General features: G+C 73.4%; 13 protein-coding genes. 5 read left to right on the forward strand and 8 right to left on the reverse strand.

The window, feature by feature from the left end; genetic code table 11:
• Positions 1-194 precede the first annotated feature (194 nt).
• Positions 195-902, reverse strand: a complete 708-nt coding sequence (locus ACIGZJ_RS21765; protein ID WP_396458754.1) for a response regulator — start codon at positions 900-902, stop codon at positions 195-197.
• Entirely contained in the window at positions 899-2,035 is a 1,137-nt protein-coding gene (locus tag ACIGZJ_RS21770) for a sensor histidine kinase (RefSeq protein ID WP_396458755.1), read from the reverse strand. The genes ACIGZJ_RS21765 and ACIGZJ_RS21770 overlap by 4 nt, the downstream gene beginning before the upstream one ends.
• A 301-nt stretch (positions 2,036-2,336) precedes the next feature.
• On the opposite strand from ACIGZJ_RS21770, the gene ACIGZJ_RS21775 reads away from it, so the two are divergent.
• Positions 2,337-2,963: a DUF2306 domain-containing protein gene (locus tag ACIGZJ_RS21775; RefSeq protein WP_396458756.1), complete on the forward strand. Its 627-nt coding sequence runs from the start codon at positions 2,337-2,339 to the stop codon at positions 2,961-2,963.
• 273 nt (positions 2,964-3,236) lie between these two features.
• The gene (locus ACIGZJ_RS21780) at positions 3,237-3,527 is read left to right on the forward strand and encodes a DUF1330 domain-containing protein (protein WP_396458757.1); all 291 of its coding nucleotides are present in this window, start codon (positions 3,237-3,239) and stop codon (positions 3,525-3,527) included.
• Here ACIGZJ_RS21780 and ACIGZJ_RS21785 read toward each other — a convergent pair.
• The 4 genes from ACIGZJ_RS21785 to ACIGZJ_RS21800 form a co-directional block, all read right to left on the reverse strand.
• The gene (locus ACIGZJ_RS21785) at positions 3,458-4,117 is read right to left on the reverse strand and encodes an HD domain-containing protein (protein WP_396458758.1); all 660 of its coding nucleotides are present in this window, start codon (positions 4,115-4,117) and stop codon (positions 3,458-3,460) included. The genes ACIGZJ_RS21780 and ACIGZJ_RS21785 overlap by 70 nt on opposite strands.
• A 55-nt stretch (positions 4,118-4,172) precedes the next feature.
• Positions 4,173-5,330: an alpha/beta hydrolase family protein gene (locus tag ACIGZJ_RS21790; protein ID WP_396458759.1), complete on the reverse strand. Its 1,158-nt coding sequence runs from the start codon at positions 5,328-5,330 to the stop codon at positions 4,173-4,175.
• Between the two features lie 158 nt (positions 5,331-5,488).
• Complete coding sequence (locus tag ACIGZJ_RS21795) at positions 5,489-6,484, reverse strand: GlxA family transcriptional regulator (protein WP_396458760.1); 996 nt, start codon at positions 6,482-6,484, stop codon at positions 5,489-5,491.
• A 43-nt stretch (positions 6,485-6,527) separates the two neighbouring features.
• Complete coding sequence (locus ACIGZJ_RS21800; protein WP_396458761.1) at positions 6,528-7,358, reverse strand: S1 family peptidase; 831 nt, start codon at positions 7,356-7,358, stop codon at positions 6,528-6,530.
• Between the two features lie 161 nt (positions 7,359-7,519).
• On the opposite strand from ACIGZJ_RS21800, the gene ACIGZJ_RS21805 reads away from it, so the two are divergent.
• On the forward strand, positions 7,520-8,539 hold the full coding sequence (locus ACIGZJ_RS21805; RefSeq protein WP_396458762.1) for a GlxA family transcriptional regulator: 1,020 nt from the start codon (positions 7,520-7,522) through the stop codon (positions 8,537-8,539).
• 135 nt (positions 8,540-8,674) lie between these two features.
• On the opposite strand, the gene glmS is transcribed toward ACIGZJ_RS21805, so the two are convergent.
• Positions 8,675-10,501, reverse strand: coding sequence for a glutamine--fructose-6-phosphate transaminase (isomerizing) (gene glmS / locus ACIGZJ_RS21810; RefSeq protein ID WP_396458763.1), 1,827 nt, complete (start codon positions 10,499-10,501; stop codon positions 8,675-8,677).
• Positions 10,502-10,613: 112 nt separating this feature from the next.
• Positions 10,614-10,889, reverse strand: a complete 276-nt coding sequence (locus tag ACIGZJ_RS21815) for a hypothetical protein (protein ID WP_396458764.1) — start codon at positions 10,887-10,889, stop codon at positions 10,614-10,616.
• 225 nt (positions 10,890-11,114) lie between these two features.
• Here ACIGZJ_RS21815 and asnB point away from each other — a divergent pair, with 225 nt between their 5' ends.
• Together asnB and ACIGZJ_RS21825 are read left to right on the forward strand one after the other, a co-directional pair.
• Positions 11,115-12,965, forward strand: coding sequence for an asparagine synthase (glutamine-hydrolyzing) (gene asnB / locus ACIGZJ_RS21820; RefSeq protein WP_396458765.1), 1,851 nt, complete (start codon positions 11,115-11,117; stop codon positions 12,963-12,965).
• A 292-nt stretch (positions 12,966-13,257) separates the two neighbouring features.
• Entirely contained in the window at positions 13,258-14,394 is a 1,137-nt protein-coding gene (locus ACIGZJ_RS21825; protein WP_392938060.1) for a hypothetical protein, read from the forward strand.
• Positions 14,395-14,411 lie beyond the last annotated feature (17 nt).

Raw genomic sequence — 14,411 nt, forward strand, 5'->3', positions numbered from 1 at the left:
CCTTGCGCGCACCGGCCCTCCCGGTCGTCTTCCGCTGCCCTACCCTCTTCTCCCTACACCCGGGCGGCCGCCACCCCCTTCCCCGAAAGTGCAGCCCCGGGTCCACTCCGGCTGCCCGACCCTGCACCGCGGGGCCCTGCCCCGACACCCACCGCGACGGCGCGTGCCAGGGGCAACGGCCTGCGTCGGCACGCTCAGGGGCCGGTCATCAGCCCCGCGCGGTAGGCGATCACGACGGCCTGGGCGCGGTCGCGGGCACCGATCTTGGCGAGGACCCGTTTGACATGGGTCTTGACGGTGGATTCGGCCAGGAACAGCTCCGCTGCGATCTCGCTGTTGGAGCGGCCCTCGGCGGCCTGGCGCAGGACTTCGCGCTCGCGCCCGGTGAGGCGGGCCAGTCGGTGGTCCTCGACCGGCCCGGCGGGCGGTCCGGTAGGCGGCCCGGTCGGCGTTCCGTTCGGCGGCGGTGTCGCGGCCAGCCGCTCCATCAGTTCCCGGGTGACCGCCGGGTCGAGCAGGGCCTGGCCGGCCGCGAGGGTGTGGACGGCGTCGATCAGCCGCTCGGGGGAGGCCCGCTTGAGCAGGAACCCCGCGGCCCCCGCCCGGACCGCACCCCAGACGTACTCGTCATGGTGGAAGGTCGTCAACACCAGGACACGGGTGGGGAGTTCGGCGGCAACGATCCGGCGGGTCGCCTCGATCCCGTCGATGCCGGGCATCCGGACGTCCATCAGCAGGACGTCCGGGCGCAGGGTGCGGGCGAGTTCCACCGCGCGCAGGCCGTCGGCCGCCTCGCCGACCACCTCGATGCCGTCGTCCGTACCGAGCACGAGGGCGACCCCGGCCCGCAGGAGGGCGTCGTCGTCGGCCAGCAGGACCTTGGTCCGGCCGGAGCCGGTCACCGCAGCGGGAGCAGTGCGCGCAGCTGGAACCCGCCCCCGTCACCTCCCCCGTGGCGCACCGTGCCGCCGAGTACCGCGACCCGCTCGGCGATGCCCAGCAGCCCCCGGCCGGGGGTGTAGCCGACCGCCGGGCCGAGGCCGTTGTCTCGGACCACGACCTCCAGCCCGTCCGCGGACCGGTCGACCGAGACCTCGGCCGTGGCGGCGCCGCCGTGCTTGACGCTGTTGGTCAGCGCCTCCTGGACGATGCGGTAGGCGGAGCGGTCGACGGTGGCGGGTATCCGCCCGACGGACCGGTCGAGCCGGACGGTCACCTCCACGCCCGCCTGGGCCAGCCGAGCCGCCAGGCGGGGCAGGTCCGCCAGGCCGGGCTGCAGGCTCGGCGCCGGGCCCTCGACCGGGTCGGATGCGGCGGCGCGCCGCAACAGGCCGAGCACCCGGTCGAGTTCGTCCAACGCCTCGCGGCCGGTCTGCTCCAGCCCGGTGATCAGCTCCGTCGCCCGACCCGGGTCGCGGTCCAGCGTGCGGCGCGCCGCGCCGGCCTGGACCAGCATGACGTTCACCGAGTGCCCCACCAGGTCGTGCAACTCCCGTGCGATCCGCGCCCGTTCGTCGGCGGCGACCTGATGGCGCAGGCCCCGGCGGGCGAGCGCACGCTCCTCCTGGCGCCGGGCGGTGGCATAGCCGAGCGCCCAGGCCAGCAGCCAGAGGAACAGCACCCCGCCGGGGATCTCCGGCAGGCCTCCCGTGCGGTCCGCGAAGTACCCGGCCATGCCGAGCAGTACCAGGACGGGCCCGGAGCGGGCCCGGGCGCGGGTGGCGTACAGGCCGACCGAATACAGGCCGATCAGGTTGGCGTAGGGCGAGACCGGGTCCGCCACCAGCCACTGCGCCTCCGCCGCGAGGGCCGCCGACCCGGCCAGGTAGGCGGCCACCGGAGCCGTCCGGCGCAGCGCCAGCACGCCCGCGATCACGATGGTGAGCAGCAGCGCGGCGGGCATCCGTCCGCCGATCCGCTCGGCGGCGCCGAACCGCTCCGCCGTCATCACCACCAGGAACGCCCCGGCCAGGACACCGTCGACGACACCCTCACCGGGGCGTACCGCCCGGACGGCGGCGGCCGCGCGGCGCACCACTCCGTCGGGCCGCGGAAAGGGTCGGCGCGGGAGGGGCGGACCCGGGAGGGGCGGGCGCGGCGGGGCCGGGCGCGGCGGGGCCGGGGAATCGGGCGGTCGGCTCATCGGTGCTCCGGTGGGTCGCTCCGGCCGCCGGGCGGTGGCCGTTTCGCACGATAGCGAGGCACTCCGGCCGCCGCATCGTCCCAGTGGGGTACGTCCACCCACCCCCACCGGGGCGACCGACCCCCGGGGCGGTAGCGCCACCGCCCCCGGTCGGGGGACTCCCCCGGCCCGCGCCGCTTCCTACGCTCCGGCCATGACTTCCACCAGCACCGGAGCGCCCCGGCGCCGCCGGGCCGGCTGGCTCGCGGTGACCGTGTCGGCCACCGCGATCGCCCTGCTCGCCGCGCCCTACCTCACCCTCGACCCGGACACCTTCCTGGAGGACCAGCGGGCCACCTACCAGGCCCACCTGCCCGCACTGATCCTGCATGTGGGCGGGGCCATCACGGCCCTGCTGCTCGGCCCCTGGCAGTTCCTCCCCCGACTGCGGACCCGCCTCCCGGCCCTGCACCGCTGGACCGGCCGGGTCTACCTGCCCGCCGCCGCGGCGACCGGCATCGGCGGCCTGCTGCTGGTCCCGGTCGGCCTCTACCCGCCGTTCGCCCCGGCCGGGTTCGCCGTGCTCGCCGTCCTGACCCTGGTGAGCACCGCGACGGCCCTCGCGGTGATCCGCCGCGGCGAGGTGGCCCGCCACCGGATCTGGATGGTCCGCTCCTACGCGCTGATCTTCACCGGGGTGACCTTCCGCCTCTGGCTGATCACCCTGACCGGCACCGGAGTCTCCTTCCAACTCGCCTACACCACCGGCGCCTGGACCGGCTGGGCCCTGAACCTGCTGGTCGCCGAACGCCTGATCACCCGCCTACGCCACGAGGGCTGACCCACCCGCCAGGAAGGCTCTCAGGCTGCAGAACCAGCGAGTCCGCCGACGACCTGCCCTGCTTCCTCATCGTTGATGCTGCCGGAGGTGCGAGGCAGCCGGGACGAAGAAGAGCACACGTCGGCCCGGGGAGGTCGATGACGGCCCGTGGGAGCGGATCGAAGCCGCTGTTGCCGCAGGGGTACGCTCGATCGCAGCAGTGAATCCGGCGTCAGAGATGCACTTTCCGAGGTGCGTTCTCGGACGCGCACGTTCCGAACACTGGAGGTTCTCGTGGCCAAGGGCTACTGGGTCAGCGCCTACCGCACCACTTTCGACCCCGAGAAGATGACTGCCTACCTCAAGCTGGCCCGTCCGGCCATCGAGGCCGGAGGCGGACGGGTGATCGCCCGCGACGGGCGGGTCGTCCCCCACGAGAGCGGCGTCGCCGAGCGCGTCGTCCTGGTCGAGTTCGACAACTTCGAACAGGCCGTCGCGACTCACGCGGGTGAGGCCTACCAGCAGGCGCTGCTCGCCCTGTCCGACGGCGTCGAGCGCGACTTCCGCATCATCGAAGGCGTTTGAGAGCGGATCGGGAAGGACGCCTGGAACGCCAGGCGCTCGTCGGCGCCGTTGCCGATGCGGGTGAGGACCTCGTCGAGTGCGATGAACTCCTCCCAGAGCGGCCGGCCGGTCGATTCGGACAGCCGGGCCACGACGAGGTCCTCCAGGTCGGGGACGCGCTTGTTCTTCCAGATCTTGTCGGCGAGGCTCACCAGGAGGTCCTCCAAGCCGACTTGCGGACCCGTCCAGGTCGCATGCGTTGCGGCGAAGCGGGCCAGCTGCGGGCTGACGCCCTGGCCGAGCAGCAGAGTCCGCCCCGCCTCCTCGTGGGCCGCCCCGGGTCCGGAGAGTTCGGCGACGTGGACCGTCTTTCCCACGTCGTGGGTCGCCGCCCCGAAGAGCACCGCCTCGCGGTCGAGGGCCACGGCGGGGTGGCTCTGCTCCATCCAGTCGAGCAGCTGGTGCGCGACGTCGTGGACTGCTCGCAGATGAGCCGCCAGCCGCGGGGGGCTTCCCAGCTCCGACAGGATTTCTGCGACCCGGTCCGGTAGCGGTGGCAGCGGCGGGTCGACGGTGCCGCTGACGGCTCGCGACAGGAGCGAGTTGGTCATCACCGCATCAGGGTACGGACCGTGGCTGCAACCTGCGTGCCCGGTAGGGCGGATGCTACGGCTGGTGGAACCGCACCTCCGGGTACGCCGCCGACGGGCCGTTCAGCAACGGTGCGTTCGTGCCCCGCAGTTGGGTGTCGACGAACGCGTCGACGTAGGCCCGGGTGATGGCGTCGACGCGGTCGCCGTCGAGGGGTTGCATCGGTGAGCCGAGCTGCTTGGCCAGCGGCGCGAGGTCGGTGAAGGAGAGGTGCTCGGTGCCGTCGACGCTCAACCAGCGCTTCCAACCGGTCAGTTCGTTCCAGGTCTCGTCCCAGGTCGGGTCGGGGCCCGCGGGTACGTGGCTGGGCTTGCCCAGCATCAGGACCGGCCGGTCCAGCGGTGTGTCGTTGGGGAAGCGGAAGTTGCCGTCCATGTTCACCGCCGCCTTGATGCGCTGGTCCCCCAGCATGGCCGGGATGGTGCTGAAGCCGCCGGCCGAGTGCCCCACCATGACGACCCGGCCGGTGTCGACCTGGACGCCGCTCTGCCGGACCGCCTGCCCTGAGGCGAGTTCGTCGAGCACGAAGGAGACGTCCGCGGCGCGGACCGCACCGACCTTGGGGTAGTCCGTGTTCTCGCAGGCCACGCACGAGGTCGTGTGCCCGTCGGGGAACGAGATGCCGTCGGCCTCGTAGTTGTGCCCGATCCCGGCCACGGCGTAGCCCCGGCCGGCGAGTTCCTCGGCGAGCCCGGTGAGCGTCGCCCGCGGCATCCCGAAGCCCGGCGACAGGACGACCAGGGGCAGTCCGCGCCACGTCTTCAACGGCTTGGCGTCCACGGTCGCGTGGGTCGCCACCTTGGTCATCAGGTCCGGCGGCAGGGGCAGTCCGATCGCCGCGACGTACTGGGCCGACTCCTCGGGCGTCATGTAGGGGGCGGGCGTGGCCGACGGGCGCGCCGCCGGGTACCAGAGCGAGACCATCAACTCCCGGTCGCCCGAGGGCACCCACGGGTCGGCCCGCCCCTCGTCCGTCAGGTGCAGGACGGTCCGGCCGATCGGGAGCCTCCCGGATGGCTCGGGCAACTGCAGTGCGGCCGAAGACGGTTGGGCCGTCCGCGACGCGGCCTGGGCGGCTACGGCAGACCCGGCCGACGCCGCCGTCGCGGTGGTGGCGGTTCCCGCCAGGGCCAGGGCGACAGCCGCCGCGCCGATCAGTAGTGCACGCCTCATCAGGGTCCCTCCGTCGATACCCGTCGCGACGGACCGTCGCGAACCGATTCCTGAACACTAGGCATCGTGCGTGCACCCGCCATCGGCCCGTGGGCCTCATTCGACGTCAGGTCGTACCTCCCCGGGGATGCATCCCCAGGGCTACCCCATCCCCAGGGCTACCCCAGGACCACCCCGCCCCGGGGCACCTCCGGGGGCTCCGCCCCGACCGCCCGGTGCCGCGCGCGGTAGGACCGGGGCGTGGTGCCCGTCAACCGCGCGAAGTGGTGCCGCAGGCTCGCCGGCGAGCCGAACCCGGACAGCGCCGTCACCCGTTCCACCGGCTCGTCGGTGTCCTCCAGCAGCCGGCGCGCCCGGGCCAGCCGCAGCCCCAGCAGGTACTGCGGCGGACTGACCCCGGCCTGCGCGCGGAACCGGCGGTTGAGGCTGCTGACGCTGATCCCGGCGTGCGCGGCGATGTCGGCGGGGGTCAGCGGGAGGTGGAGGCGGTCCTCCAGCCACCGCAGGGTCGGCCCGATCCCGGCGCTGTCCTCGATCTCCCGGTCGATGCCCTCGCGGACCAGGTCGGCGTGCACCAGAAGGGGGGTGAGGAGTTCCCTGGACGTCTCACCTGCCACCCGCTCGCCGTGGTCCCCGGCCAGCAGGCGCAGGCAGACGTCCATGCCGCCGAAGATCCCGGCCGAGGTGAGGAAGGGACCGTCGGCGACGACCGTACCGGCCGGATCGACCTCGATCCGGGGGTGCAGCCGGGCCAGCTCCTCGGTGTGGCGCCAGCCGGTCGTGGCACGCCGGCCGTCCAGCAGACCGGTGGCGGCGAGGGTGAACACCCCCGTCCCCACCGCCGCGATCCGGCTGCCCCGGGCGGCGGCGGCCCGCAGGGCGCTGCGGACGGCCGGTGCGGGCTCGCCGCGGTGGCCGTCGCGGCCGGGGACCAGCACGGTGTCCGCGTCGGCGAGGCCCTCCAGCCCCCAGGGGGCGGTGACCCGCAGCGGCGCCTGCGGACCGTCCACGCCGATCGGACCGGGGCCGGCGCAGAGCCGCACCTCGTAGGCGACGCCCGGCTGATCGCGCGCCGCCGTTCCGAACACCAGCCCCGGGGTGGTGAGGTGGTGCCCGGGCACCCCGTCGCGTACGAGAACGGCGATCACCGACATCCCCGAACGGTAGCCGAGGCCTGCCCCCGCGGCTCCGCCCACCTCAGTCGTACCGGTGGATCGTCTTCCAGATCCAGTCCGCGTAGGCGGGCACACTGCTGTAGAGGCCGGGGCCGGTCGAGCAGGTCGGGTCGGTGTCCCCGTCGCCCGAGGTGGCCCCGACCAGCTCCCAGCGCCCGCCCCTGCCCCGCTGGAGCTGCGGGCCGCCGGAGTCCCCGTTGCAGGCCATCGCGCCCGGCACCCGGCTGACCGTGCAGAGCCGGGTGCTCCCCGCGCGGCCGGGGGCGCACTCGTCTTCGGCCCCGCGGCGGGTCTCCAACTCCTGGAGCCGGCCGGCGAACACCGCATCGGCGACTTCGGTGACGTCGACGACGGAGCCGAACCCGAGGACCCGGGTCGGCGTACCGGGTCGCCCCGGCCGCGCGGCGATCCGGACGGGCTGCTCGCCGACCGGGCGGTCCAGCCGGACGAGCGCGAGGTCGTCCCGGTTGGCACCGCCCCCGCCCTGGCCCAGCGCGTAGCCGGGGTGGGTCACCGTCCGCTCGATGGTGCGAACCGTGCCGCCGGAGGTCCGGAGCGGGGAGCCGATCCGGACGATCCCGTCCAGCTGCACCCCCACCGCGGGGTCGACGCAGTGGCCGGCCGTCAGCACCCACCGCGGGTGGATCAGCGTGGCTCCGCACACCCCGTCCTTCAGGCCGACCGCGGGGGCGGTCATCGGGATCGAGGCCATGAAAGGGTAGTGCTCCGTGGAGTCCGTCCCATTGACGACGGCTCCGGCGCTGCCGGTCATGGCCGTGGCGCAGACCGCGGCGACCAGGGCGACGGTGGCGAGCCGCGCCGGACGGCGCGTCGGAGAGCTGGGCTTGGGCACGAGGGATCCCTCTCGTTCGGGCGCACGCGGGAGGCGTGCCGGATGGGGCGGGGTCGGGCGGCCGGGCGGCTGCTCGCCGCCGTGCCGCGCATCACCCATCCTCGGTACCGGGCCGGACCGGAAAAAGTGGGATCGATGCCACTCTGGGCTAAATTCTGGACATGCCAGTGATCGCCGTACTCGCGCTCGACGGGGCACCGGGCCATCAACTCACCACCCCGGGGCTGACCTTCGCCACCGCCGCCCGGCACCACCCCGGCGTCGGGTACGAGCTGCGCCACTGCGCCGCCCCCGGCTTCCGCGCCACGGGCTCCCCCGCGCCCTTCGGGATCGACACGCCCTGGGGGCTGGAGGGACTGGTCGGTGCCGACACCGTGCTGCTGCCCGGCCACGACGGCTTCCGTGAGGACCCACCGCCCGGGGTCGCCGACGCACTGCGGTCCGCCGCGGAGTGCGGCAGCCGGATCGGCGCGATCGGCACGGGGACGTTCACCCTGGCCGCCACCGGCCTCCTCGACGGACGCCGGGCCGCCACCAGCCGCCGGCACACCGGCGAACTCGCGCGGCGCCACCCCCGGATCGAGGTCGACCCGGAGGGTGCCGTGGTGGACGCGGCGCCGTACTTCAGCGCGGCGGGCGTCCTCGGCGGCCTCGATCTCTGCCTGCGGCTGATCACCCTGGACCACGGAACCGCGGTCGCCATCGAGACGGAGCGCCAGGTGTTCCTCCAGCTCCACGAACCGGACACCCCCGACCGGGCCCCCTTTCCCGACCGGACCACCGCTCTGACCGGCCGCCGTCTCGGGCCCACCACCCGGTGGATGGAGGCCCACCTCGACCGTCCGCTGACCCTGAACGACATCGCCGACCACGCCGGACTCACCGTCCGCGGCCTGACCCGGCACTTCCGGGCCGAGACCGGGCTCACCCCGCTGCAGTACCTGCTGCGCGCCCGGATCCAGCTGGCGCAGCGCCTCCTGGAGCGCGGGGACGAACCGGTGGAGCGCATCGCCGCCCGCACCGGACTGGGCACGCCCGCCAACCTGCGCCACCACTTCCAGCACCACACGGGCACCACGCCCAGCACCTACCGCACCGCCTTCCGGTCCCTGGTCGCCACCCTGACCTGGGCCGACGGCAGGACGACCGACGCGGCCGGGTCCGGGCTCGACACTGCCTAGCGACACACCGACACGCCGACACGCCGACACGCCGACACACCGACATGTCGAAACGCCGACATGTAGAAACGCCGCTGCGCCCCGGACCCAGAGGACCGGGGCGCAGCGGCCGGCCGACAGCAGCCCCCGGGGGCCCTACTCGACCGTCACGCTCTTCGCCAGGTTGCGCGGCTTGTCCACGTCCCGCTTGAGCGCCACCGCGGCGTGGTACGCCAGCAGTTGCAGCGGGATGTTGAGCAGCAGCGGGTCCAGCTCGGGCTCGCTCTTGGGCACGAGGATGCAGTGGTCGGCGAGCTTCGCCTCGGGGCGGCGGTGCGCGATCGCGACGACCCGTCCGGAGCGGGCCTTGATCTCGCCGAGGGTGGTGAGGTTCTTGTCGAGCAGCTCGTCGTCCGGCACCAGGGCGACGGTCGGCAGCTCGGGGCTGATCAGCGCCAGCGGGCCGTGCTTCAGCTCGCTCGCGGGGTACGCCTCCGCGTGGACGTAGGAGATCTCCTTGAGCTTCTGCGCGCCCTCGCGGGCCACGGGGTAGCCGCGCACCCGGCCGATGAACATCATGCCCTCGGAGTCGGCGTACCCGGCGGCGAGTTCGGCGATGGCCTCGCTCTGGTCGAGGATCTCCCGGATCTGGCCGGGCAGCGCCTTGAGCCCGGCCACGATCCGGCGGCCGTCGGCGGGCGAGAGGTCGTGGATGCGGCCGAAGTGCAGTGCGAGCAGCGCGAAGGCGACCACGGTGGAGGTGAAGGCCTTGGTCGAGGCGACCGAGATCTCCGGGCCGGCGTGCAGGTAGATCCCGCCGTCGCACTCGCGGGCGATGGCGCTGCCGACGGTGTTGACCACGCCCAGCACCCGCCCGCCCTTGCGCTTGATCTCCTGGACGGCGGCGAGGGTGTCGTAGGTCTCGCCGGACTGGCTGACCGCGACGTAGAGGGTGTCGGCCTCGATCACCGGGTTGCGGTAGCGGAACTCGGAGGCGGGCTCGCTGTGCGCGGGGATCCGGGACAGTTCCTCGATCAGCTGGGCGCCCATCTCGCCGGCGTAGTAGGCGGAGCCGCAGCCGAGGATCTTCACCCGGCGGATCTCGCGCAGCTCGCGGGCGTCCAGGTTGAGGCCGCCGAGGTGCGCGGTGGCGAAGCGCTCGTCGAGCCGGCCGCTGAGGGTGCGCTCGACCGAGCCGGGCTGCTCGTGGATCTCCTTGAGCAGGTAGTGCTCGTAGCCGCCGGTGTCGTAGGAGTCGATCTCCCAGTCCACGGTGGAGGGCTGGCGGTGGGTGGTGCGGGCGTCCTCGGTGAAGGTGCGGAAGCCGTCGGCGCGGACGGTGGCCAGCTCGCCGTCCTCCAGGTGGACGACCTGGCGGGTGTAGCGGACCAGCGCGGAGACGTCGGAGGCGGCGAACATCTCCTTCTCGCCGATGCCGAGCACGATCGGGCTGCCGTTGCGGGCGACGACGATCCGGTCGGGCTGCTCGGCGTCGACCACCGCGATGCCGTAGGTGCCGACGACCTTGCCGAGCGCGGCGCGCACGGCGTCCTCCAGTTCGGCGCCCTCCGCGGCGTGCGCGGCGATCAGGTGGGCCAGCACCTCGGTGTCGGTCTCGGAGCGGAAGACGGCGCCGTCGGCGGTCAGCTTGGCGCGCAGCTCGTCGGCGTTCTCGATGATGCCGTTGTGGACGACGGCGATCCGCTCGACATTGTCCAGGTGCGGGTGGGCGTTGGCGTCGCTGGGCACGCCGTGGGTGGCCCAGCGGGTGTGGCCGATGCCGGTGGTGCCCTTGAACCGGGCCGGTACGACGGCGGCGAGGTCGGCCACCCGGCCCTTGACCTTGCGGACCTTCAGGCCCCCGGTGCGGCCGGTGACGGCGACGCCGGCCGAGTCGTAGCCGCGGTACTCCAGTCGGGCGAGTCCCTCCAGCAGGAAGGGGGTCGCATCCTTGGGGCCGATGTAGGCCACGATTCCGCACATCTGGGTGGACTCCTTGGGAAGTGGAGGGAGGGACGGCGCCCAGCGGTCAGGCGCGGTACTCAACGGTCGGGGGCGGCGCTCAGCGATGGACCAGCGGCCGCGAGGACCGGCCTCAGCCGTAGACGATCCGGCGCAGCTGCCGGGCCGAGAGCGCCGGTGCCGCGACCCGCCGGGCGGGCAGCTCCTCGGCGAGCCGGGCGAAGATCAGCTCGTTGGTCAGGCCGCGCGCCTGCAGCTCACCGTGGCGGCGCCGGACGTACTCATCGGTGCTCTCCGAGAAGTAGGCCAGGACCTCCGCCACGACCCGCGCCGCCTCCCGGGGCCCGAGCGGGCTGGTCCGGGTGAGGTGGGCGAGCAGGTCTTCGTGAGGGTGCGGTGAGCTGGACACGAGAGGGGAGCCTAGGCCGGAGCCCACGCGAGATCAAAGATCCTGCCCGAATTCGGGCAGACATCGAGGCTTTCGGCGGAGCCGACCCCTGAAAGCTCGCGGCCGACACGCCGACGCGGGGTCGCGGCCGCATCCACACGCCCTTGTAGCGGCACCTCTTCGCAACGTAGCGTGATTCTCCGCATACGCATCGGAGATACGTATCGGAAGACCGGAGGCTTGCTGATGTGCGGGATCACCGGATGGGTCGCCTTCGACCGCGACCTCACCGCCGAACGTGCAGTACTCGACGCCATGACAGCCACCCAGCTCTGCCGCGGCCCGGACGCCGGCGGCAGCCACCTCGAGCGACACGCCGCGCTGGGCCACCGCCGCCTCGCCGTGATCGACCCCGAGGGCGGCGCCCAGCCGATGACGGTCGAGCACGACGGCCGGACGCTGGCCGCGCTGACCTACAGCGGCGAGGTCTACAACCACCGCGAACTGCGGGCCGAGCTGGAGGCGCTCGGCCACCGCTTTCGCACCCGCAGCGACACCGAGGTGGTGCTGCACGCCTACCTGGAGTGGGGCGAGGGGCTGGCCGAGCGGCTCAACGGCATGTTCGCCTTCGCGATCTGGGACTCCCGGGCGGAGGAGCTGCTGCTGGTCCGCGACCGGATGGGCGTCAAACCGCTGCACTACCACCCCACCCCGAACGGCGTGATCTTCGGCTCCGAGGTGAAGGCCGTGCTCGCCCACCCCGCCGTGCGGCCGGTGGTGGACCTGGACGGGCTGCGCGAGATGTTCGCCACCACCAAGTCGCCGGGCCGGTCGGTCTACCGGGGCATCGCCGAGGTGCGGCCCGGCCACGTCGTACGGGTCCGCCGCCAGGGCATCAGCGTCCGCCGCTACTGGGCGCTGGAGGCCCGCGAGCACACCCACAACCTGGATGCCACGGTCGCCACCGTCCGCGCACTGCTCGACGACATCGTCCACCGCCAGCTGGAGGCGGACGTACCGCTCTGCTCGCTGCTCTCCGGCGGCCTGGACTCCAGCGCCGTCACCGCGCTCGCCGCCAAGGCGCTGCGCGAGGCCGGCGCCGGCCCGGTGCGCTCCTTCGCGGTCGACTTCACCGGCCAGAGCGAGCACTTCCAGCCCGACGAGGTCCGCTCGACCCCGGACGGCCCGTACGCCCGGATGCTGGCCCGGCACGTCGGCGCCGACCACAGCGTCATCGAGCTGGACAGCGCCTCGCTGACCGACCGGGCGCAGCGCGCCGCCGTACTGCGGGCCCGGGACATGCCCGGCGGCTTCGGCGACATGGACACCTCGCTGCTGCTGCTCTTCCGGGGCGTGCGCGAGAAGTCCACGGTTGCGCTGTCCGGCGAGTCCGCCGACGAGCTGTTCGGCGGCTACCGCTGGTTCCACGACCCGCGGATGGTCGCCCTCGACGACTTCCCCTGGGTCGGCGCGGTGACCCAGCTCGGCGGGACGGGCGCCGGACCGCGCGAGCAGCTGATCGACCGGGGGCTGGCCGCCAAGCTCGACGTGCACGAGTACCGCCGGGCCCGCTACCGGGAGGCGCTGACCGAAGTCCCGCACCTGCCGGACGCCGACCCGGTGGAGCGGCGGATGCGCGAGATCTCCTACCTCAACCTGACCCGCTTCGTCTGCATCCTGCTGGACCGCAAGGACCGGATGAGCATGGCCAACGGGCTGGAGGTCCGGGTGCCGTTCTGCGACCACCGGCTGGTGCAGTACGTCTTCAACACGCCCTGGGCGATGAAGAGCTTCGACGGCCGGGAGAAGAGCCTGCTGCGCGCCGCCGTCCGGGACGTCCTGCCGGACGAGATCGCCGACCGGGTGAAGAGCCCGTACCCCGTCGTCCAGGACCCGCACTACCCGGCGCTGCTGCGGGCCGAGCTCGCCGAGCTGGTCGCCGACCGCGACGCCCCCGTGCTCGGCCTGCTGGACCGCCGGGCGCTGAGCGACGCGCTCGCCCCGGACACCGACCCGCAGTCCGTGCGGCTCGGCGTCGACCTGGCGCTGGAGCTCAACGCCTGGCTGACGGAGTACCAGGTCTCCCTGGAGCTCTGACCCGCTCCGACACCGCCGCTCCGGTCGGCACCTCCGGGCAGCCGCGGCCAGGGCGCCCAGGCCCGCTGAGCCGCCGTCACCCCGTACGGCGCGGCGCCGTCCGGGGTGGCGCGGCGGCCCCGGCTGCGCCGTACGGGTGGTGACCCCCGGCCATCCCGCCTCGTTGGGCGGGTACGACGTGCGATAGCGTCGCCGACACCTCCCGAATGGCGGCCGAAAACGCGGTTTCCCACCCCCGTGCCGTCAGGATGGGGAGCGAAACGTCCGTCTCGATCCGCCGGGGGATCCCGTCATGCAACCGCGAGTGTTCGCGATTCTCACCGCCCTCCTGCTGGGGGTCCTGGGCCTGGGGTCGGTGGCCGTCACCGACTGGACGCCCGCGACGATCACCTCCGCGGCCGCCACGGTCGCGCCCGGTGCGTCCGGCGCGGGCGCACCGCCGGCCGGCGCCGCCGCGGCGACCGGGGCGCAGGGCGCGAGCGCGACCCCGACGGGCGACCCGGCGGTGTGGACCCGCTCGACGCTGCGCAACAAGCTGATGGCCGAGATGGAGGCGACCGACCCGGGTGTCGCCCTGGCCGACCTCGACAAGATCACCAAGCAGCTGCCGTACACCGTCCGGTTCTGCCACCCGATCGCGCACGAGCTCGGGCACGCGGCGGTGAAGCGCTTCAACGCGGACTTCCAGAAGGTCATCTCCTTCCCGCACGAGACCTGCGCGGCCGGCTACCTGCACGGCGCGGTCGAGGAGATGCTGAACGCCTCCCCGCAGCCCGAGACGGACCTGCTGAAGCTGTGCGCGCCCACCAACACGGGCCCGTGCATCCACGGCGTCGGCCACGGCACCATGTTCGTCGCCAAGCAGGACGTCGCCGCGGCCCGCGCGCTGTGCAACAAGTTCCCGACCGACCAGAACCGGATCCGCTGCTCCGAGGGCCTGTTCATGCAGCTCTTCGGCCCGGACGAGGAGGACGAGAAGGCCAAGGCGAACCTGCCGGCCGACAAGCTCGCCCAGGACCCGCTGTACCCGTGCAAGGACCAGCCCGCGCTGTTCCAGTCCGCCTGCTTCTTCTACGCGCCGACCTTCTACCTGTCCTCGCACGACTACCCGAACCACCCCGAGGTCTACGCCGAGGCGCTGAAGTGGTGCCTGAACGGCAAGGCGAGCGGCGGCGCCGTGGACTGCAGCCGGGGCGTCGGATCGCGCACCATGAAGTACAACCTGGACCGCGAGGACTGGGCCGCCCAGCAGTGCGCGACGGCCGCCGACGGCTGGCAGCGCAAGTCCTGCGCCGAGGGCCTGGTCAGCTACTACACGGTCAACTACACCGACGGCGGTGCGGCCGGCCGGCTCTGCGCCAAGATCACCAACAAGGAGATGCAGGGCTACTGCCGCTCCGCGAGCGGGCTCTCCGCCTCGCTCGACTGACACCGCCGCCGGCGACG

Source organism: Kitasatospora sp. NPDC052868, assembly GCF_044547105.1.
Taxonomy (GTDB): Bacteria; Actinomycetota; Actinomycetes; order Streptomycetales; family Streptomycetaceae; genus Kitasatospora.